Raw genomic sequence first — 20,197 nt, 5'->3', positions numbered from 1 at the left:
CGCTGCAAATTGTCCGTTTCACGACTTAGGCAAAACACCATCAGTAACCGTCAACTTCGACGATCGCATTTGCAAACTCTCGCGGCGCTTCTTGCGGTGGGTTGTGCCCAACTCCGCCATTGATAACCCGGTGTGAGTATCTGCCCGAGAATTTCCTGGCATAGGAATTGGCATCCGGGTGCGGCGCACCGTTGGCGTCACCTTCAAGGGTGATGGTGGGCACGGCGATCGCAGGAAATGTGGCGAGGCGCTTCTCAAGCTCATCGTACTGCGGCTCACCTTCGGCCAGACTGAGCCGCCAGCGGTAGTTGTGGATGACGATGCTGACATGATCTGGATTGTCGAAAGACTCGGCGCTGCGATCGAATGTCGCGTCATCGAAGTGCCATTGTGGCGAAGCAAGCTTCCAGATGAGCTTGTTAAAGTCATGTCGGTATTTTTCGTAGCCCGCGCGGCCCCGCTCCGTCGCGAAATAAAATTGATACCACCATTCGAGTTCAGCTTGCGGAAGCAGTGGCATCTGGTTGACTTCAGGGTTGCCGATCAAATAACCACTAACGGAGACGAGAGCCTTGCAGCGTTCGGGCCAAAGCGCCGCGATGATGTTGGCGGTGCGCGCTCCCCAATCAAACCCGCCGATGATCGCCTGATCGATCTTGAGCGCATCCATCAAAGCGATGATATCGACCGCAAGTGCTGACTGCTGCCCATTCCGAGGCGTCTCGCTTGAAAGAAAGCGCGTCGTACCATAGCCGCGTAGATACGGGACGATCGCCCGATATCCCGCCGACGCCAACAATGGGGCGACATCAACATAGCTGTGAATGTCGTAGGGCCATCCATGCAGGAGGATGACTGGACGACCATTCGCAGAACCAACCTCAGCGTATCCAACATTCAGGACACCAGCCTCGATCTGCTTGAGTGAGCCAAATGATGTGTTTGTCCCTGACTTCATCCTGGGCAGAGCTGCTGGTTTTGTTTGGCTCGATTGGGCGATCGCAGAACCGAAGATGCCTAGCTGTGTAGTCGCAATGGTCATAGCCGCAGTACCCAAAAAGCGACGGCGCTGGCGGTTGATTTTTTCAGACATTGCTCTTTTTCCAATTGGATTTAACTCAACTTGCTTTCACTCGGCGTGAATTCAGCAGCGTGCAATTTCACGAAGTCGTACATACTCGTCGGCATCTTGCCCGTGAGCTGGAACAGGTCATCCGTCATGCGGTCATACCGCCCCTGCGCGTGAAGCTCGGCCATCACCGCGAGGTGGTGGGCTAGGTGCGTTGGCACCCCAAACTCACGCAGCTGATCAGTCCACCCGGAGAGCGGCACATCACGATAGCGGATTGTTCGACCGAGGGCTTCGGACAAGACACGGGCGTAGTGGTCCAGATCGGCTGACTCAAATCCGGTCAGATTGTAAATATGGCCAATGTGTGGGCCAGGATCGTCGAGGATCACGGAAAGGGCGCGCGCTACATCAACCGCCGAGATCGGCGAGGTCTTGCTATTACCCAGCGGCAGAGCCAGTTCGTCGTTATCCCGGACGCTAGCAGCGGCGAGACGCAGGAAGAAGCCTTCCAGGAAGACCGTCGGTCGTACCGTGATAACTGGCAACCCCGACCATGCCAATGCCTGTTCCGCCAGCCAGTGCAGCTTGTGCTGTGGGCTATCCGTGGTCTCGGTAATGCTCATCTGCGTTACTGTCATCTGCGATATATTCACGAAAGCTTCGACCCCGTGGTGCTTTGCCACCGCAGCAGTGTTGACCGTGGCTTCGAGATACGCCGCCGAGACCGACATGCCGAAATAGACGCGCTTAACCCCTGCGATCGCCCGGTGCATTGAGGTAAGGTCGGTCAGGTCACCCTGCACAACCTCGGCCCCAAGCTGGCGCAGAGCTTCAGCGCGTTCATCCTCCCGCCGGACCAAGGCGCGCACCTTGTGCCCCTTGTCGAGCAGCATGGCGGTGAGGTTGCGACCGATCGCACCGATATCTCCGGCGGCTCCGGTGACGAGGATGGGGCTGTCATGGGTGGAGTTTATCGTCATATCATTTACCTTGCGTTCACTGTCTTGTCTGCGTTCACCATCTTGTCGCTCGTTGCGAAAACATATCTGTTTGCGGGCTCAACCGAATGTGAACGCAAACGCCTCCACCCCAGAATCCAGAAACTCGATTTCGAACTGGCGATCGCGGATGGGCTGTGGCTGTCGAATCAGTTGATACAACCGCTGCTCAGTGACTGTGCCTATGCCTCGCTCATCGACATCAAGCCCATGAGCCGCGACTGCTGGTTGCCCGTCTAGGAGCACGCGAAACCCCACCGACGTTCCTGGCTCAGTCGGCCCCATGACGAGATGCAGGTCGCGGGCATGAAAGCGGTACACAATCCGCCCGCCGGGCTGGTTCAGGACAATGGCTTGTTTTCCGATTGTCCAATCGCCCGAAAGCGCCCATTGATTACGTTGTAGTTGTGTGGGGGCGGTATATGCATGAGGCTTGTTTAACACCGCGCTGCCGAAAGATGCAAAATTCTCTGTTCTTTCGTAGCCGAGGTAGTTTTCAGGCGATCGCAGACTGTCCCAATCGGCGGCAGCCTCAAAACCACGAGCGTTAACTTCAACCATTTCCTGACCGACACGACCAGCCCCAGACTCAGACAGAAGCTGTTGAATGACCCGTTCCGATTGCTCATACTCGCCCTCGCCGAAGTGGTGATGCCGAATGCGTCCTTGCCTGTCTATAAAATAAAGGGCTGGCCAATAACGGTTTTCAAAGGCGCGCCACACCGCATAATCGTTATCCACGGCGATTGGATAATCAATGCTCATATCCGTCAAAGCTCGACGGACATTATCGATATGCTTGTCGAATTCAAACTCGGGTGTGTGCACACCAATCACGGTTAGCTCCTGATCCTGATACTTCTCGGCCCAAGCACGCACATAAGGGAGTTGCCGCAGCCAATTGATGCAGGTATAAGTGCAGAAGTTGATCAGCACGACTTTTCCGCGCAGTTCGTCAACCATTAATGGCTGCGAATTGAGCCATGCGATCGCGCCGCCAAGAGAGGGAAGTTTGCCTTCAATCGGTAACTCAGCCGTTGTTGGCGTAGCGTGCTGTTTGGTGCAACTGATCATGCCGAGCTGGGTGGCAGCAATGGTTTTAATCATGGTTGTTAAAAAGGAGCGGCGATTAGGATTGATTGCTTTGAACACACGCTGACCTCCCTGTCGTTGCGTTCAGAGGTGCGGTGGAATTAGCATCGGACTGGCAAGGATATTTTTCATAATTAGCGCAGCGACCTGAACGCCGCCCTGAGTTCCTGAGTAAAAATTGTTGGTTGCTCCCACGCTGCAAAGTGTCCACCTTTGTCGAGCTGGTTGAAGTAGATGAGATTGGGATACGCCCGCTCGGTCCAGCTTCGTGGGGCCTGATATGCCTCGCCGGGAAAGACGCTCACGGCCACCGGAATGGAGACGCCCTTGGCGTCCCAAAAACCACCTTTATACTCCCAATAGAGGCGAGACGCAGAGACCCCCGTGTTCGTCAGCCAATACAGCGTGATGTTGTCGAGAATCTCGTCCCGCGTCAGTTCGCCCGTGGTGCTCGTGGTCCGGTTCAGAGCCGCGACGACCGCCGCCGCTGGCTGACCGCCATCATCATCGTGGTCAAGCAGCCAAGCGGCCAGTCCGACGGGTGAATCCGCAATGCCGTACAACGTTTGCGGGCGCGACGCCATATATTTGGCATAGGCAACTTTTTGCTTCAACGTTTTGTCCAGCTGCTCATAGGCGCGTCGTTCCTCAACCGAGAGACCGGATGGCACCGGGTCGCCAGCCAGGAGAGCCTTATAGACATCGGCTGGAACGGCACCAGGGTAGTTGGTGTGGATGGCGAGCAATCCCGCCGGTGCCTGTACACCCATCAGGTCAACCACAAACGCACCCCAGTCACCACCCTGAGCGACGTAGCGGTTGTAGCCGAGACGTTTCATCAACACGTCCCAAGCACGTGCCATGCGCTCGACGCCCCAGCCCGTAGTAGTCGGCTTGCCGGAGAAGCCGTAGCCAGGCATCGACGGAACCACCACATGGAAAGCGTCCGATGCGCTTCCGCCATGTGCCGTGGGATTAGTCAGTGGATCGATAATCTTTAGCTGCTCGATGATTGAGCCAGGCCAACCGTGCGTGACGATGAGCGGCAATGCGTTCTCATATTGCGATCGCACGTGAATGAAATGAATGTCTAGCCCATCGATCTCGGTGATGAAGTGCGGCAGGGCTTTCAGTTTCGCTTCGACCTTGCGCCAATCGTAATCGGTTGCCCAGTAGCGTGTGAGTTTCTGCATCGTCGCGAGCTGCAAGCCCTGCGAGTAGTCAGCGACCGTCTCCTTTTCAGGCCAGCGGGTCGCCGCGATGCGTTGGCGGAGATCGACAAGCGCCTCTTGCGGGATGTTGATACGGAAGGGGCGGATGGCGGTTGGGTCGGTGGACGGCACGGTTCTGGGTTGAGCCGTGGGGGGCTCCTGGGGTTGTGTTTGGCTTGATTGGGCGATCGCCGAACTGATTCGACCTAGCTGTGTAGTTGCGATCGTCATGCCCGCGATACCTAGAAAGCGGCGGCGTGGATGGTTGATTTTTTCAGGCATTGATCTTGCTCTAATTGCGTTTCACTGAGGTTACGGATTGTCTGTCTACGTGGCTCAGTTGTGATGGTGGGGCGAGAACCCAACTTGGTCGATGCCATTGCGATCGCATCATTTGGCAAGAGCAGGCAAAATCTTCTCCATGTAGCGGTCAGCGGCGGCGGCTGCCTCTTCTGGAGTACTGCCACTCTGACGGGCACTTAGATAGGGCGCATACCAGTCCCACCAATGATGCTCGCCGTGAGCCTTCTCGTAGGAGTCGTGGTGCTCTGCCGTCTCGCGGAGCAAGGTTGCAAGGGTTGCAACATCTAGGTCTTGTGCTGGCGTAGAGTCCCATAGGCGACCAGGAAGCCGCGTTTGGATTTCCTGGAGCAACCAGACATTCCCGTCCGGATCTTCGAACGAGGCAAATGAGAAGTAGGAACGACCTTCCGGGTCACGCCCACCGACATGGGAGTTTTCCACGGCGTTGTTAAAAGGCCCACCAGCGTAGTGGAAGATCTCACTCACATTGACACCGCGATCGCTCAAATCTTTGCGGACAGCATCGAGATCATCCACGGCGAGGACTAGGTTTTGCGTCGAGCCAGAATTGTTGGGAGTGACTCCCTTACCGAAGATAATCGAAGCGTCCGAGTTGGGTGGCGTCATCTGGATGCCACGAAAGTCGCCACCCACCACATCGATGTCGAACCGCCAGCCGAGATTTGCGTAGAATGCTTTCGCGCGATCGATGTCGGAAACGTTGAATAACACCACTTCGAGTTTCATGTTTGGACTGACGTGATTGCTGCTCATCTTGATCTCCTTTTTGGTTGGTAAGTTTGATGTTTAGACTGGTTACGTTGCATTCTTCTGCGATCGCCCCATCGCTCACTTCACTGAGGAAAAGGCAGTCGGGGCTAGCAACTCGCTGCTGATGTTTTGCACGAGTTGTCCATCCTTCTCGGTTTCGGTTTTGATCGCGATCCATTCAGGGTCGGCGAGGAATGCACTCCAACGATCCTCACGCTCAGCCATGCTGTTCCACGCCAGCAGGTAGATGAGGTTACTCTCGCTCTCGCCAATTAACGTTGTCCAAAATCCAGCCTGACGGATGCCATGCTTTTCCCAAATCTGTATTGTGTGGTTCTGGAAGCGCGAAAGCAGCGCGGGTAGTCGTCCGGGCATGGCGCGATAAATGCGTAATTCGTAGATCATGCCTTTAATGCCCCGCACTCTGTCCACCATCGACGTGCAGGATTTCGCCCGTTACAAAGTTGGCTGATTCGAGGTAGAGGATGGCATCGACGACATCGGAGATCTCGCCCATATGTCTGATCGGGTGTAGGGCATCAAGCTGTGCATGGGTCTCCGGGGGATTCATTGGCGTCTTGATGATACCCAGCCCGATCGCGTTCACCCGGATACCGCGCTTGGCATACTCGATCGCGAGGGATTTGGTCGCGGCATTCAGTCCGCCTTTTGTCAGAGACGCGAGTACAGAGGGTACACCAGCGATCGCGTTGTCAACTAGGCTCGTCGAGATCTGCACGATATGTCCACTACCCTGTTTCTCCATCTCAGCGATCGCGAGTTGTGTCATGTGAAAGAAGCCAGCAACGTTAGTGCCCAGGTACACCTCGTAATCATCCTTGGTGTACTCGGTAAATGGCTTGGCGATGAAGATGCCAGCGTTGTTGATCAGTGTGTCGATGCACCCAAATCGGGTCACACCTTCGACGATCGCCCGCTCCGCAGTTTTTCGATCGGCGATGTCACCAGATATCGTTATGACTTCATCGTCATCTGAGGGTTGTATTGAGCGTGAGGTTGCAATTACCCGGTAGTTGCGATCGCGGTACGCCTTGACCAGAGCTGCACCGATGCCTTGCGACGCACCAGTGATTACAGCAACTTTCTGTTCAGTGCCCATCGTAAAACTCCTTTGGAAATCATGTGTGAATGTTGTAGGTCAGGCTGTGGTCGCAGCCGTAACGCGATGGTCATGGTCAGTACTGAGGCATACTGGTAGCCATGTTTCGAGTTCCTGTGACATTTTTGTGGCATTCTTCTGGCACAGATCGACCGCATCTTTTCCGAGGGGCAAATGCAGTGGTGGACGTTCTGTATTGGCGAGTTGAATCATCACCTGAGCCAACTTTTTCGGATCACCGGGCTGGTTTCCATGTAGCGTATCGGCTCCCCTACGCATCGCTCCTACCGTTTCCTGGTAATCGGCGATAATAGTTTTAGCAGCAACATAAGATTCAGTGCTCAAGAAGTCGGTACTAAAAAGGCCAGGAGCCACTGCTGTAACGTGGATGCCAAAGGGAGCCAGTTCGACTGCTAGCCCTTTGGAGATGCCTTCGACGGCAAATTTAGTGGACCCATACAATCCCCAACCCGCAACGGCATCGTAGGCAAACAAAGACGAGATATTGATCACTCGCCCGCACCTTTGTTGGCGCAGGTAGGGCAACAGGGCACGAGTCACATTCAGTAAACCAAACACGTTGGTGTCGTACTGTTTGCGAACTTCAGCATCCGTAGCTTCTTCGATCGCGCTCACCATGCCAAACCCAGCATTATTGACTAGAACATCAACCCGACCAAAACGGGCAATACCTTGCTTTACAGCCTCTCGTACCTGGCTTTCCTGGGTGACATCCATCTGCACCACATACAGATCCGGGTGGTTGTGCAGGGTAGCAGTAAGTTGTGCGGGATCACTGCGAACCGCTGCCACAACGCGATCGCCTGCCGCTAGGGCTGCTTGGGTAATTTCTAACCCAAAGCCTCTGGAAGCTCCCGTAATGAACCATACTTTCTGCGTTGTCATCTGACGTCCTCGCTATAGATGTTGTCTAGTGTGTTGGCTCTAACTCTTTGGGTTCGTGCCTGACTGCTGCACCCATGATGAGGATCAAAAGGAGGGAAAAGTCTGTTATGCGACTGAGTCTGTTTTTACGGTGGTTTGCAGCTGGTATTCGAGATGTAGAATTTCTGCTGCCCGCTCCCCGACGATCACGCAGGGAGCCATCGTGTTGCCCGTGGTTATTCGCGGCAGAATCGATCCATCAGCAATCCGGAGATTGTCAATTCCATACACTCTCAGGTTGCTATCCACCACCGACATAGAATCTCGACCCATCTTCGCGGTGCAGGTTTCGTGCCAGAAACTGGTCGCAGCATCTCGAATAAAGCGTTCAAGTTCAACTCCTTTCAAATTACCTGGCATGACTTCACGCTTGACGAACGGACGCAGCGGCGCACAGTTACCAACTTCGCGACAGAGTTCGACGCAAGCGATCGCAGTTTTGAGATCGTCCGGGTCAGACAGCGTGTTGGCATCAATCAGAATTGGGTCGGATGGATCGGCTCCCGTCAGGCGTAGACGGCCTCGGCTTTTGGGATGTGAGAGCGCCCCAAATAACGTCCAGCCTGCACCAGGCAGCCCAAACCGGACGGCATTCTCAGCACTGGATTTTGGCACCTCGGCCTGACAGACAAATAAGTCTGGACTGTCCATCCCGGACTGGTGGCCCGTGAAAAAGATTGCCTCGGAGAAGTTGTTTCTGGGTTCGAGAGCGGTTTCATATTCCCAGACACAATCGAAGGCAACGTGGTCTTGAAAATTTTGCCCCACACCGGGAAGGTGCTGCACGACAGGAATGCCAAATCGCTGCAACTCAACCTCATCGCCAATACCCGATTGCATCAGCACTTTCGGCGTATGGATTGCACCAAGCGACAGCACGACTTCGACTGCCGCACCAATGCGATAGATCGCATCCTGATAAGCAATCTCCACGCCAGTAACCCGTTTGCCCTGGAACGTTAGCCGTGTGACCAGTGCCTGACTGAGAACCGTCAGGTTTGGTCGATCCAGATACGGGAAGACGTAAGAACGGAATATGGATTCGCGCTTGCCATTGCGGACTCGCACATCGCTGATAGCAGCACCCTTCGCCGCTTCCATCATGCGTCCGTTGGGATTTTCAAACGTCGGAATACCCACCACCCTTGCTGCTTCGACCGTGGCGGGTGCGCTCGGGTTTGGATCTGGTGCGGGCTGGACAAAGACTGGTCCTCCCGTGCCGCGATACATTGGGTCCGGTGCACCATGCCAATCTTCCAGACGGCGATAAATCTGCAAGATGGATTCATAACTCCAGGCAGGATCGTTGGCAACGGATGCGAAGAGATCCCAATCCTGCTTGTGTCCGCGTGCCCAAACCATGATGTTGATGCTCGATCCACCGCCGAGTACCTTGCCCATAGAGAACGGAATCGAACGACCGTTCACATGTCGATTCGGCTGTCCCTGGAAGCTCCAGTCGCGATCGCTGCCAAGGTTAATCGGCCATTGATTCGCTTCCATGACACTGGGCACATCATCGCTGCCTCCAGCTTCAAGCAGCAGAACGCTGACATCCGGATTCTCGGCTAGTCTGCGGGCAACTACCGAGCCAGAAGATCCAGATCCGCAAACAATAAAATCGTACTGGTGCCTCAGCTCCGAGGTGAGCTGGCGCTGGTTGCGGCGAACACGTTCGGCGAAAATATCATGGCTATCAGTTTCATGTAGATAGTTCTCACGTTCATCCTCAAAGAACTTGTGCTCAAAATTCGTCTTCATCACGCTTACCTCGTCTTTAAAAGCGATCGATATCCTGTTACCGTCCAGGAAGCCGCACCCTAACCTCTTGAAGTACCCAACCGTTGCCGTCTGGATCACTGAACGAGGCATACGAGGCATAGTCGCCACGTTTCGGATCGGTACCCGGTACCCGTCCCTCAGTTCCGGCGTGGTGGAAGATGCCGTCGATGTCGTGAAATATCTCGCTCACCTCCACACCCCGCTCAACGAGTTCGGCGCGGGCTGCCTCGATGTCATAAACGATGAGGTACAAACCTTGAACTGAACCTGGCTCGGCTAACGACACTCCCTTACCAAAGATGATTGAGCACTCCGATCCGGGAGGAGTTAATTGCACCACCCGGAAACCATTCTCGCCAGGAAAATCAGCATCAAGTCGCCATCCCAACGTTTTATAGAAGTCTTTGGAGCGATCGACATCGGCAACGGGGATCACCACAATTTCGAGTTTCATATTTTGGCTGCTTACAGTATTGCTAGTCATCTTGTTCTCCTTTAGGTTGGTGGATTTGATGTTCAGATTGGTTGCTTTTTATTCTTCTGCGATCGCCCAGCGCACATCACTCAAGTTCTTTGAATTAAAACGCGACTTAAATGGAAATCTGCTTAGTTTGAGCTGCCGTCGAAGTTGATGCGTCCATATCCTAAGAACTGCCCTAGCCCATTCTCTCCATCTGGATAAGCGGTAACGCCGAGCAGATAAACAATCATCTCCTTACAGCATGAACGGTTAGTGACAGTCATGGAGTTTAGAACAATAGAATTGCTACATCCTCGTTGCAACGGTGGGTAAAGTTCCGGGTGGGCCTAGAATCTCATCGCCAATTTCAGCACTCATGCGCTCAAATAGAGCCATATCTGATGCTGTTGTTTCATCCTGTGTTCCCACCGCTGCAATCAACTGGGCAAAGGCACTGGGGGCAGCAATGACTAATCCGCGAGCTGGCTTGTCACTGAGTGCAGCAACCACATGAGTTGTACCGATAGGAATGAAGAAACTTTCACCTACGCCTAACACAACTTTGTTCTCATCTGCCCAGATCGTAAACTCACCTTCCAGCACATAAAGCTGTTCAGAGTAACGGGTGTGGCGATGGGGAGGAGTCTGTGAACCTGGTGGAAGATAGCCTTCAATCAAATCATAATGACCTCCGGTTGTGGTGCGATCGGCAACGATGCTGAGGCGAGAACCAAAAAACCAGAAAGATTGTGTCATGAGATGAAGACCTTTGAGATAACCATCAAAAATGTTGATTAACTGCCACCGCAATGGCTGCTATCAATTGCTCAATCGTCCAACGTTCGCGGTAACGAATCCCATTCACAAACAGAGCGGGTGCAGTTTCTACGCCACTTCGATGTCCACCTTGAATGTCTGTAAGGATGCGATCGACATATACTCCTTTGGATAAGTCCTGCAAAAAATGAGGAATATCAAGCCCTAGACGCTGGGCATACTCGACCAGATAGCCGTTTTCCAACTCCTGTTGATGAATGAACAGCATCTCGTGCATCTGCCAAAATTGACCTTGGGTTGCTGCTGCTTCCGCTGCTTCCGCTGCTCGCTGGGCATGAGGATGCATTTGCACCTGGGGAAAATGACGAAAGATAAAACATGAATTGTGATCTCCCAAAGAGTCTCTCAACTCTTGTTGAGCTGCTTTAATTGACCGATAGCCAGTTGCACTCTGAAAAGATTCATAATCTCCATACAGGACGAGCACTACAGTGGCATCTAGCAAACCGTGACAATGATCATGATCTGAAGGTGGTATAGCTAAAAAGCTATTAAAATGGTCGTAAGTCATGTTTCTGAAGGCAAACGTGAGCCTCACAACCTAGCTACGTCAGCCTTTATAGGCAACAGTATAGGTATTTACCTCTTTCCTGTCGTCCACATAAAGTTGACACTTCTGTGCGAACGAGTGATGGATGATCTAATCCATCTCTTAGGTAAAGTTAAATCCACCTAAAGTAGGATTTAAAACCCAACTTAAGTACGCCTACAGACTGACAAGCCCACGCTTAACGGCAATAATCACGGCCTGAACGCGGTCATTCACTCCCAGTTTGCTCAAAATACGATTCACATGTGATTTGATGGTACTTTCACCAATACTTAAAGCTGTGCCAATTTCTTGATTACTCATCCCTTGCGCCATCAGACGAAGCACTTCTAACTCTCGTTCGCTGAGTTCTGGATTGTTCATCCTCTGTAATAATTTCGCACCCACAGCTGGTGGAATATATTTTTCACCGCTATGAATGGCGCGAATGGCATTTAAAAGCTCGTTGGGCTTAGCATCCTTGAGCAGGTAGCCCTGAGCACCTGCCCGCAAACCACGATAAATATCTTCATCCCCATCGTAAGTTGTGAGCACAGCAATCCGGGCCTGTCTAAATTCGGCACAAATCGCAGTAATGGCTTCAACTCCTTCCATTCTGGGCATGCGCAGATCCATGAGCGTGATATCGGGTTGGTGTTGACGATAGAGTGCGATCGCCTGCTGACCATCTTCGGCCTGAGCAATGACGGTCATTTCTGAATCATGGTTGATGATAGTTGCCAGTCCCTGCCTGACAACGGCATGATCATCAGCAATCAAAACACGAATCGGAGTAGATTGTTTCATCGTCATCCTCATGCTCGATTAACAATGACAGTAATTTCTGTTCCCTGCCCAGGTTGGCTTTGAATCGTCAGTTGTGCGCCAATCAGCTCTGCACGTTCGCTCATACCTAACAAACCAAAACCGCTGCCCAATGGGATAGTACCAACTCCAAAGCCTTGTCCGTCATCTTTGACACGTAAAAGGCACTGGGTGTTGTTGTATGTCAATTCAACCAAGATCCCACTGGCATTAGCATATCTCATGGCATTGGTGAGCGCCTCCTGTCCGATCCGGAGTAAATGATCTTCTACTTCGGCTGGCAGAGAGAAAGCTTCACCTTGGGTCCTGTAAATCAGATTGGTATTAGCAGTTGCTCGGATTTGATTGACAAGGCGCTGCAAAGCACTCTGTAGATTGCCCTCTTCCAGCAGCTGAGGACGGAGAGCTGTCACAGATCGACGAGCTTCAGCCAGTCCGGTACGGGCTAGCTCATCAATGATTTCTAGTATTTCCAGATGCGTTTTGGAGATAATCAAATCGTCGGAGAGCATTTGCGTTGCTGCCCCGACTTGAAGCAGAATGCCAGTAAAGGACTGCGCTAACGTATCGTGGATTTCTCGTGCCATGCGGTTGCGTTCTTCCAGAACTGAGGCTTGTTCGGCCCGTCTGCGTTCACGTAGTGCAGCGTCTCTCTGTTCGGTAAGGTCTGTGATCAGACTGTAGAACCCTCTCACCTGAACATTGGTATCAAAATCAGGGATCAAGGTCGCACTGATGTACCGTTTACCAAGCGGAAGAGGGATTTCTGCCTCGAAGTTGACCGTCTGTCCTGCAAACACCTGATTAATATACGGCTCAACCCGTTGGTAAACCGCTTCACCGAGAAGTTGACGAACCGGGTTGCCCAGAATTTGATCACGGCTACGGTTGAACCAGACTTCATAGGTTCGGTTGATAAATTGATAGCACCGATTGGCATTGACGTAGCCGATTAGAGCTGGTAGAGCGTTGGCAATCAACCGTAGTTCCCGTTCTCGACGGCGCAGTTTTGCTTCGCTTCTCTGTAAAGCTGATGTCCGTTCTGCAACCTGCTGCTCTAAGGTGCGATTATAATCAGCAAGTAGTTGTTCAGCTTGTTTACGTTCTGTAATGTCTTGAAAGGCTGCGATTGCATAAACTACATTGCCCTGTTCGTCAAAAACTGGAGTTCCCCACACCTCAATTGGAATTCTGTCTTGGTGAATTTCCATATCATCAACTGTGGTGCGTTCGCCGCTCAACGCTCGGATAATTGGCAGCCTCTCTGTCGGATAGATTTGATTCGTTCCCGCTAGATAAAACTGATAAACTTCTGGGATTTCATCTGGTGCTACGGAAGGATCAATTCCCTTACCCATTAGTTGAACGCCGCGTTGATTGGCATAGTAGGGGCGACCTGCCGCATCAACAATGCCAATCCCGACTGGAATTGCTTCTAGAAATTGAGCCATCTGACTTTCGCGGGCGCGGAGCTTTGAGTAGAGCCTTGCATTTTCGATCGCGATCGCAGCCTGAGTTGAGAGTAGATTGAGAAGTTGCGATCGCTCTGCTGTGAATACCCCAGTGACTAATCGATTTTCCAGATACAGCACACCAACAAGATTGCTTTGATTCAGCAACGGCAAACACAGGACTGATTGAACTTGATGATGTTGAATGTAAGAATCATTAATAAATTTACTGTCACGAGCAGCATCATTGAGAATCACTGATTCATGGGTCCGAATCACATACTGAATAATTGATTCAGGTAAACGATTTGCTATTGGAGCTGATAGCAGCACTTGCGTAGCACAGACCTGCTCACCATCGGTAAGTTCACAAGCAGCTGCGATCGTCCATTCTCCTGCATTTTCTAAAAGTAGATATCCGGTTTGTGCCCCAGCATTCTCAATTAGGAGCTGCATTAAAGAATAAAGTAACTGTTCTAGCTCAATCTCGCTTGAAATTGCTTGAGATGCTTTCATCACCGCTGCTAAATCGAGAGCGCCCTGTGAGGTGTTAGAAGTCGTTCCAGCAGTGGTGCGAATGGGTATGGAATCTATGTTGCCTGACTGAGGAAAGGATGAGGGATAGCGGATCTCTAAATCTTTGACCTTTGCCATTGCGCCCCACCGCTCATAGCAGTAGTGAGCTTCCTTCATATAAAGCTGAGCAAACTTTTCTCGACCACGAGCCAAGTAATGTTTAGCTGCTAACTCATAGGCTAAGGCTTCTTCTTGAAGATACTCGTTTTCTTTAGCACCTTGAATGGCTTGTTCGTAAAACTCCTCTGCTTCAAAAAACTGACCCAACACTCTTGCTTTCTCTGCTTCAACTAACTGAAATTTATGCAAAAAATTCATGGGGGCGTGGTGTGCCCATTTCTGCATCTTCTCCTGGTTGGCATTAACGCGATACAACCAAGCTGCTTTTTCAGGGTTTGAAGCATTTGCCCACAAGCTCAAAAATATGAGGGAGTCATAGAAATGAAATGGCGGTACAGAGACTAATGCTGTGGCTGCGCTTAAATATTGTTCTGACAAAGTAGCCGTTTTTGCAGCTTGCTCATAATCCCCGAACAGATAGCATAAAACCAGCTTATTTAAGTAAAAGTAGTGAAGGCTAGTTCCATCCTTGACCGCGATCGCCTGTGATAGTGTTTCCTCTTCGTCATAGAGATAACCCACTAAGCGACTTGGATTTTCAGATTGACCTCGCAGGTTAAGGATCGTTTGCTGCAACATTGCGAGCCAAGTGGAAACAGTCTCTCGTCTAATTTGACTGGCAGCTTTACGATAAATCGCTGTTTGTTGTTCCAGTTCTGTCAGTTCTTGTCCTGCAAAAAAGGGGCAATAACATAGACTAAATGCACAATAACCCGCAAATTCAAACTCTCCACTTTCTATCCCGCTTTGATAACCATCGGCTAAAACGGGGAACGTCTCTTTAAGGTGGTCTTTCCAGTGAATTATGTGGAAACCCGCCACTAGCAATGCTTTGCAGTTACCTTTCTTGTTACTTGATCTTTTCGCTAAATTTAAGGATAGTTTGCCAAATCGATAGCCCAGTTCAATGTCTTGTACAACTCCACAGAGCATCATGCCATAGGTAGCATAACCAAGCAGCGACCAGATAGCGTTTCCATTGGTAATCGACAAATTCACCATCTTGCACACAATCAGCACCATCAGAGCGGGTGACACCATAAAAGCCGCACCCACTGTGCTTGCTAAAATGTAGATTGCTGCTAGTGGGACAGGTTCAGCCATCTCTGGCAGATCAATCAAATCTTCGATTTCCCGCCCAGCCAATCGTGAAGCGGTTTCCTCTAATCCTGCTTCAACGTCTAACTGACTTGGGGCTTCTACTAAACTAATTCCCAAGAGTTGCAGCACTTCCAAACCAGCTTTTAGGGCTTCTTTAGAGTCTCCCCGCGACAGCCAAGCTTGAATCCTGCTGTCGTAAGCTTTCACGGTGTCTAGCACTGTCTTTGTATGACTGAGCACTGCTTCGACAAGCCGCTCCATTTCGTCAAAGTGACCACTGAGGTAGGCTGCCTCTGCTGCCCCCGAATGCAACGCCAAGGTCAAGTCATACTCATGCTGCCAGCTCTCTACATCAAGCAGTTCAAGCCCTGCCTTGAAATACTGGAAAGCAGCTTCATAAGCCGTCGCTGCCAGCGCTTTCTCACCTGCTTGCAAATTCAATTTGGCAATCTCATTCCGTTCAGCTTGATCAGTGGCGAGAGCAATCCCATGATTGAGATGATCAACAATTTCAAACAATCGCTCTGTTATCCGCTCTAGTGAGGATTTTTCCAGTAGATTGCGACCGATTTGAAGATGAACAATTTGTTTCTGCGACTCATCAATTAAGGCGTATGCTGCTTGCTGTACGCGATCGTGCAAAAACTTATACTCTTGAACTAACAAGTTCTCGTCTAACTCAGAGAAGGGTTGAATGAGTCCAGCTTGGATGGCTGCTAACAAATCCTGAAAAACTGTTTGAGGCGATTGCTGAAAGACGATCGCCAACGTCTCCAAATCAAATTCAGCTCCGATGCAGGCGGCTAATTGAAGCAGTTGCTGGGTGTTTTCTGGCAGTTTCTTTAACTTGAGCAGCAGCAACTCCACTACATTATCAGTAATATTCTGAGCTTCAATCTGAGCAATGTCCCACTGCCAGCTTCGCTGTTCAGGATTAAAGCTCAACAGATTCTCACTGTATAGCGATCGCAAAAATTCGCCCACAAAGAAGGGATTGCCTTCTGTTTTGTGTAGCACTAACTCGGCTAGGGAAGCAATCTTGTCTGCACTCTGATGCATCGTCTCGGCAATTAACTGATTCAGCGGTTCCAGTGTGAGGGGTGCTAGAACGATTTTCTGAGGCACTACCCCTCGCTTTCGCAAGTGCTCCAATGACAGCGCTAGTGGATGGGTTGCAGTGACTTCATTGTCTCGATAGGCTCCGATCAGAAATAGCGCTTGGGTTTGCTCATCGAGCAGTATCAACTCAATTAACTTCAGGGTGGCAGAGTCAATCCACTGCAAATCATCCAGGAAGATAACCAACGGATGTTCTTCAGAACAAAACACCCGAATAAACTGTTGAAAGACTCGATTAAAGCGATTTTGCGCTTCCGTTGCCCCACCTTCCGTTACAGGGGGCTGTTTGCCAATGATCAGTTCGACTTCGGGAATGACATCAATAATCAATTGTCCATTGCTGCCTAAGGCAGTGAGAAGGCGCGATCGCCACCGTTGTAACTGCTCATCTGGTTCACTCAGCAGTTGCTGCACCAGTTTTCGCAAGGCATCCACAATTGCACTGTAGGGAATATTGCGCTGCAACTGGTCAAACTTACCTGAGATAAAATACCCGCGCTTTGCCGTAATCGGCTTGTACAGTTCCTGCACTAAGGCTGATTTACCAACCCCAGAATAGCCAGAGACCAACATCATCTCGACTTTGAATTGCAGCTTTTCTATGCTCTCTACCTGGGCATCTTCGTCGATATCCTTCCCTTCAGCTACTCTGTCAAATATTTCCAGTAATGCTGCAAGCTCTACCTCTCGCCCATACAGCTTCTGAGGAATCTGAAATTGATCGGAAACATCTTGCAAACCCAACCGAAAAGGATTAATTTGACCCTTTGGTTCGAGTTGAACAGCGCAGTTCTCTAAATCTGCTTTGATGCCCCAAGCGCTTTGATAGCGATCCTCGGCATTCTTCGCCATCAATTTCAAGATAATATCTGAAACTGGCTGGGGAATCTGAGGATTCAATTCATACGGTGGTATAGGAGGTTTGGCAAGATGACAATGGACAAGTTCAAGGATATCCGTTGTCGGAAACGGCACTTGTCCGGTAAGTAATTTGTAGAACGTCACTCCAAGTGAGTAAAAATCGGTGCGGTAATCGATCGGACGATTCATCCGCCCAGTCTGCTCCGGAGAGAGATAAGCGAGAGTGCCCTCTAATACATGCGAACCTTTAAACCTGCGATTGGTGCGATTAAATTGAGTAGCAATTCCAAAATCGATGATTTTGACAACGCCAGTATTGGGATTGAGAACGATGTTGCCAGGATTAATATCTTTATGAATGACATTAGCAGTATGGATTCTGCCTAAAATTTTGCTGAGCTTGATGGCAAGCGGAAGAAACTCAGAGACAGGCATGGGGCAGAAAGTTTCTGAGCGCTGCTGTATCCAATACTCCAGGGACTCCCCGCCAAAATCTTCTAGAAGAATGACGAGCGTACGTTGATAGTCTTGTTGGCTGTAGGCTCTGATTACACCTTCTACATCTAGCGATCGGGTAATGGCATATTCCTGCCTGTAGCGCGTTAATTCCTGGGGAGAAGGATAATCCTGCTTGAGCAGTTTGATAATGATTTCCTGACAATCTTCTTCCCTAATGCCCCGATACACTAAAGACGCCAAGCTCTCATAAATCTTGCTTTGGATCGTAATTCCAGATAGGGCAATCATAAAACTCTCCCCAAATGCAAGCTGTGATTAATTGTAATTAATACTGTTAATTACATGACTTTCATTATGGACAAAAAAATCAGAAACTCAGCAAATTGACTTTGGGAGATGATGACCTCTGGAGCTTTCTCTGCAACCTGATGTTAGTTCATCTCGAAAAATTCATGAAGAGGTATTTTAGGCCGAGACAAATTATGAGATCGTAGTGATGAAGCGGTCGAGGTAGATTCAATGAGCCAGCCAGGGTTTTGGGATTGGGAAAAACGCCAAAGCAAACTCAATGAGAAGAAGGATTTGCTGGTTCGACTCAATGAAATCATTAGACCTGCTTTGAAAATCAAGAGCTATCCCTAAGGTTGAGCAACAGTAAGCGGAACGAGTTGAACCTGATAGCCCAACCGCTCGACCTGTTGTTGCAGCCTCTTCAAACGTTGTTCTTGGGAGCGTTTTCCAGTATCGCTAGCCCGGTAATCTCGATAGGGCTGATGCTGCTTCAACATATGGTAGACCGCGATCAACAATCGATGGGCCACGGCAACAATCGCTCGCTTGTGTCCTCGCCTTGGAGCTAAGCGACGATAAACACTAGCAAAGTAGGAGGTTTTACAGCGTACCGCCGCATTCGCCATCTGCACCAACATCCCCCGCAGCCAACGATTACTCGGTGGGGTCTTACCCGAATACTGCTTGCCCGCACTCTCATGATTGCCCGGACAAATTCCCGCCCACTTACACAAGTGAGCCGCACTGGGAAAGCGTCCCATATCTACCCCAACTTCTGCCAACAGCAGTTCAGCGCTTCGACGAGCCACCCCAGGAATGGTATCGAGGAGCGTCATCGCCTGCTGCCAGGATAACCATCGCTCAGAGCCATCATCTGTGGAGTCGGCAGGTGCTAGGGGCTCAGAGCCAGGTGGGAGAGATTGAGATTGAATCAACTGCTCAATTCGCTCATCGAACTGTTGCACATGGGCTTCGAGAAACTCGAGTTGCTCAAGATGGGTTTGGATCAAAAAGCGATGATGCTCTCGCACTCGACCTGTGAGTGCTTCGCTCAAAGCAGATTGTTTGCGCCGCAATCGTCCTTTCGCATGCTCTGCCAAAGCTTCTGGGCTCTCGGTTCCATTGACTAGTGCTTTGAGCATGGCTCTGGCAGAGACGCCACTAATATCAGTCACGACCGATGCCAGTTTGAGATTGGCCCATTCCAGCACCTTCTGCAAGCGGTTGATCACACAGGCCTTGTCACGGATGAGGGTGGTGCGCTGGCGGGTTAAATCTCGTAAGTCGCGCTGGGGGAGCGGTGGAATGAAACTGCCTCGCACTAGCCCATAGCTCAGTAGCTCAGCCAACCATTCCGCATCTTTGACATCGGTTTTGCGTCCCGGGACTTGTTTGAAGTGGTGGGAGTTGACCACCCTCACCTCAAAGCTGCTTTCGAGCAAGTTGTAGACAGGTTTCCAATACTCCCCCGTGCTCTCCATCGCCACATGGGTGATGTGTTCACTCGACAACCAGTCACACAAGCTCAGCAGCTCCCGGGTGGTAGTACCATAGGTTCGCGTTTCCCGATTTGGTTTGCCGTTTTCACTCGAGTTTAGGCAACAGACCACAACGGTCTTTTTGTGGACATCGATTCCAGCGCAGCGCTCATGGGTTACTTGCATCTGCTGATCCTCCAATGGAGTTGAACTGGTTCGCCCGCCATGAAGGTAATCGATCCTGCTTTGCGTGCTACCTCGTGTTGAACGAGATGCACAAGGGGTTGTGCCGTTAGCGGGCGCGGTCAGTCTCCTGCTCAGGCTTGGGGCACTAGTTCCAATCCGACTTCTGAACCAGTTTGTCAGTGTGACTTTACCACTTTCATTCGCGGTTGTGAGCAGTCGCTCATGATGTCTCCTGCACGAATAGGAAAGGGTGTGACACTTAGCGATCGCCGGAAGGAAAAGCGCGCTAAATTCTGAATAAGCATGAGTTCAGAAGCAGCGATGCAGTACCGAGAGTCGGAGCATTTATCAAATCGTGAGTTCAAGCGCTGGTGCGGCGTGAGCCGAGGGGCCTTCCGTGAGATGGTCGAAGTGGTACGCCCCCACCTAGATCGGCAAGGACGACGGGGTGGGCAGACGACGCTAAGTGTCGAAGATCAAGTACTAGTGGCCTTAGCCTACTGGCGAGAGTATCGCAGCCAGTTTCACATTGGCGTGAGTTGGGGGTTGCATGAAACGAGCGTCGGACGAATTGTGAAAAAAGTGGAAGACCTGCTGATCAAAAGCGGCA

Annotated in this window: 17 protein-coding genes and 1 pseudogene; 1 reads left to right on the top strand and 17 read right to left on the bottom strand. The window is 50.9% G+C overall.

The window, feature by feature from the left end; genetic code table 11:
• Window positions 1–40: 40 nt before the first annotated feature.
• From KME12_16325 to KME12_16245, 17 genes and pseudogenes are all read right to left on the bottom strand, one after another.
• Entirely contained in the window at window positions 41–1,093 is a 1,053-nt protein-coding gene (locus KME12_16325; GenBank protein ID MBW4489356.1) for an alpha/beta hydrolase, read from the bottom strand.
• 20 nt (window positions 1,094–1,113) lie between these two features.
• Window positions 1,114–2,052, bottom strand: coding sequence for an SDR family NAD(P)-dependent oxidoreductase (locus KME12_16320; GenBank protein MBW4489355.1), 939 nt, complete (start codon window positions 2,050–2,052; stop codon window positions 1,114–1,116).
• Window positions 2,053–2,130: 78 nt separating this feature from the next.
• The gene (locus KME12_16315; GenBank protein ID MBW4489354.1) at window positions 2,131–3,144 is read right to left on the bottom strand and encodes a redoxin domain-containing protein; all 1,014 of its coding nucleotides are present in this window, start codon (window positions 3,142–3,144) and stop codon (window positions 2,131–2,133) included.
• A 152-nt stretch (window positions 3,145–3,296) separates the two neighbouring features.
• Window positions 3,297–4,655, bottom strand: a complete 1,359-nt coding sequence (locus KME12_16310; GenBank protein ID MBW4489353.1) for an epoxide hydrolase — start codon at window positions 4,653–4,655, stop codon at window positions 3,297–3,299.
• A complete protein-coding gene (locus KME12_16305) occupies window positions 4,616–4,753 on the bottom strand; it encodes a hypothetical protein (protein MBW4489352.1) in 138 nt (45 codons plus the stop codon). The genes KME12_16310 and KME12_16305 overlap by 40 nt, the downstream gene beginning before the upstream one ends.
• 10 nt (window positions 4,754–4,763) lie before the next feature.
• Window positions 4,764–5,450, bottom strand: a complete 687-nt coding sequence (locus KME12_16300; protein ID MBW4489351.1) for a VOC family protein — start codon at window positions 5,448–5,450, stop codon at window positions 4,764–4,766.
• Window positions 5,451–5,525: 75 nt separating this feature from the next.
• Window positions 5,526–5,882, bottom strand: a complete 357-nt coding sequence (locus KME12_16295; GenBank protein MBW4489350.1) for an NIPSNAP family protein — start codon at window positions 5,880–5,882, stop codon at window positions 5,526–5,528.
• Complete coding sequence (locus KME12_16290) at window positions 5,857–6,567, bottom strand: SDR family oxidoreductase (GenBank protein ID MBW4489349.1); 711 nt, start codon at window positions 6,565–6,567, stop codon at window positions 5,857–5,859. Before KME12_16290 ends, KME12_16295 begins: the two co-directional genes overlap by 26 nt.
• Before the next feature lie 39 nt (window positions 6,568–6,606).
• On the bottom strand, window positions 6,607–7,473 hold the full coding sequence (locus KME12_16285; GenBank protein ID MBW4489348.1) for an SDR family NAD(P)-dependent oxidoreductase: 867 nt from the start codon (window positions 7,471–7,473) through the stop codon (window positions 6,607–6,609).
• A gap of 105 nt (window positions 7,474–7,578) precedes the next feature.
• Window positions 7,579–9,273 carry a GMC family oxidoreductase gene (locus KME12_16280; protein ID MBW4489347.1) on the bottom strand — a complete coding sequence of 565 codons (1,695 nt, stop codon included), beginning with the start codon at window positions 9,271–9,273 and terminating at the stop codon, window positions 7,579–7,581.
• A gap of 37 nt (window positions 9,274–9,310) precedes the next feature.
• Window positions 9,311–9,778: a VOC family protein gene (locus KME12_16275; protein ID MBW4489346.1), complete on the bottom strand. Its 468-nt coding sequence runs from the start codon at window positions 9,776–9,778 to the stop codon at window positions 9,311–9,313.
• Between the two features lie 122 nt (window positions 9,779–9,900).
• A pseudogene (locus tag KME12_16270) lies at window positions 9,901–9,999 on the bottom strand (DUF2808 domain-containing protein).
• 61 nt (window positions 10,000–10,060) lie between these two features.
• Window positions 10,061–10,510 carry a cupin domain-containing protein gene (locus tag KME12_16265; protein MBW4489345.1) on the bottom strand — a complete coding sequence of 150 codons (450 nt, stop codon included), beginning with the start codon at window positions 10,508–10,510 and terminating at the stop codon, window positions 10,061–10,063.
• A 25-nt stretch (window positions 10,511–10,535) separates the two neighbouring features.
• A complete protein-coding gene (locus tag KME12_16260) occupies window positions 10,536–11,102 on the bottom strand; it encodes a DsbA family protein (GenBank protein ID MBW4489344.1) in 567 nt (188 codons plus the stop codon).
• Between the two features lie 195 nt (window positions 11,103–11,297).
• Window positions 11,298–11,927, bottom strand: coding sequence for a response regulator transcription factor (locus tag KME12_16255; protein MBW4489343.1), 630 nt, complete (start codon window positions 11,925–11,927; stop codon window positions 11,298–11,300).
• 8 nt (window positions 11,928–11,935) lie between these two features.
• On the bottom strand, window positions 11,936–17,920 hold the full coding sequence (locus KME12_16250; GenBank protein ID MBW4489342.1) for an AAA family ATPase: 5,985 nt from the start codon (window positions 17,918–17,920) through the stop codon (window positions 11,936–11,938).
• 350 nt (window positions 17,921–18,270) lie between these two features.
• Entirely contained in the window at window positions 18,271–19,587 is a 1,317-nt protein-coding gene (locus KME12_16245) for an IS110 family transposase (GenBank protein MBW4489341.1), read from the bottom strand.
• Between the two features lie 402 nt (window positions 19,588–19,989).
• Here KME12_16245 and KME12_16240 point away from each other — a divergent pair.
• Window positions 19,990–20,197: transposase family protein (locus KME12_16240; protein ID MBW4489340.1), on the top strand; the 208-nt coding region annotated here is incomplete at its 3' end.

Origin of the sequence: Trichocoleus desertorum ATA4-8-CV12 (genome assembly GCA_019358975.1) — a bacterium.
Classification (GTDB): domain Bacteria; phylum Cyanobacteriota; class Cyanobacteriia; order FACHB-46; family FACHB-46; genus Trichocoleus; species Trichocoleus desertorum_A.
Note: the sequence above shows the minus strand (reverse complement) of the source record. Positions and strands in the feature narration are given on the sequence as shown.

Excerpts from the sequence above, each read along its gene's own strand:
- KME12_16285 (MBW4489348.1), bottom strand. The coding sequence starts at position 7,473 with ATGACAACGCAGAAAGTATGGTTCATTACGGGAGCTTCCAGAGGCTTT.
- KME12_16250 (MBW4489342.1), bottom strand. The coding sequence starts at position 17,920 with ATGATTGCCCTATCTGGAATTACGATCCAAAGCAAGATTTATGAGAGC.
- KME12_16295 (MBW4489350.1), bottom strand. The coding sequence starts at position 5,882 with ATGGTGGACAGAGTGCGGGGCATTAAAGGCATGATCTACGAATTACGC.
- KME12_16310 (MBW4489353.1), bottom strand. The coding sequence starts at position 4,655 with ATGCCTGAAAAAATCAACCATCCACGCCGCCGCTTTCTAGGTATCGCG.
- KME12_16300 (MBW4489351.1), bottom strand. The coding sequence starts at position 5,450 with ATGAGCAGCAATCACGTCAGTCCAAACATGAAACTCGAAGTGGTGTTA.
- KME12_16260 (MBW4489344.1), bottom strand. The coding sequence starts at position 11,102 with ATGACTTACGACCATTTTAATAGCTTTTTAGCTATACCACCTTCAGAT.
- KME12_16320 (MBW4489355.1), bottom strand. The coding sequence starts at position 2,052 with ATGACGATAAACTCCACCCATGACAGCCCCATCCTCGTCACCGGAGCC.
- KME12_16315 (MBW4489354.1), bottom strand. The coding sequence starts at position 3,144 with ATGATCAGTTGCACCAAACAGCACGCTACGCCAACAACGGCTGAGTTA.
- KME12_16275 (MBW4489346.1), bottom strand. The coding sequence starts at position 9,778 with ATGACTAGCAATACTGTAAGCAGCCAAAATATGAAACTCGAAATTGTG.
- KME12_16265 (MBW4489345.1), bottom strand. The coding sequence starts at position 10,510 with ATGACACAATCTTTCTGGTTTTTTGGTTCTCGCCTCAGCATCGTTGCC.
- KME12_16305 (MBW4489352.1), bottom strand. The coding sequence starts at position 4,753 with ATGGCATCGACCAAGTTGGGTTCTCGCCCCACCATCACAACTGAGCCA.
- KME12_16255 (MBW4489343.1), bottom strand. The coding sequence starts at position 11,927 with ATGAAACAATCTACTCCGATTCGTGTTTTGATTGCTGATGATCATGCC.
- KME12_16280 (MBW4489347.1), bottom strand. The coding sequence starts at position 9,273 with ATGAAGACGAATTTTGAGCACAAGTTCTTTGAGGATGAACGTGAGAAC.
- KME12_16325 (MBW4489356.1), bottom strand. The coding sequence starts at position 1,093 with ATGTCTGAAAAAATCAACCGCCAGCGCCGTCGCTTTTTGGGTACTGCG.
- KME12_16245 (MBW4489341.1), bottom strand. The coding sequence starts at position 19,587 with ATGCAAGTAACCCATGAGCGCTGCGCTGGAATCGATGTCCACAAAAAG.
- KME12_16290 (MBW4489349.1), bottom strand. The coding sequence starts at position 6,567 with ATGGGCACTGAACAGAAAGTTGCTGTAATCACTGGTGCGTCGCAAGGC.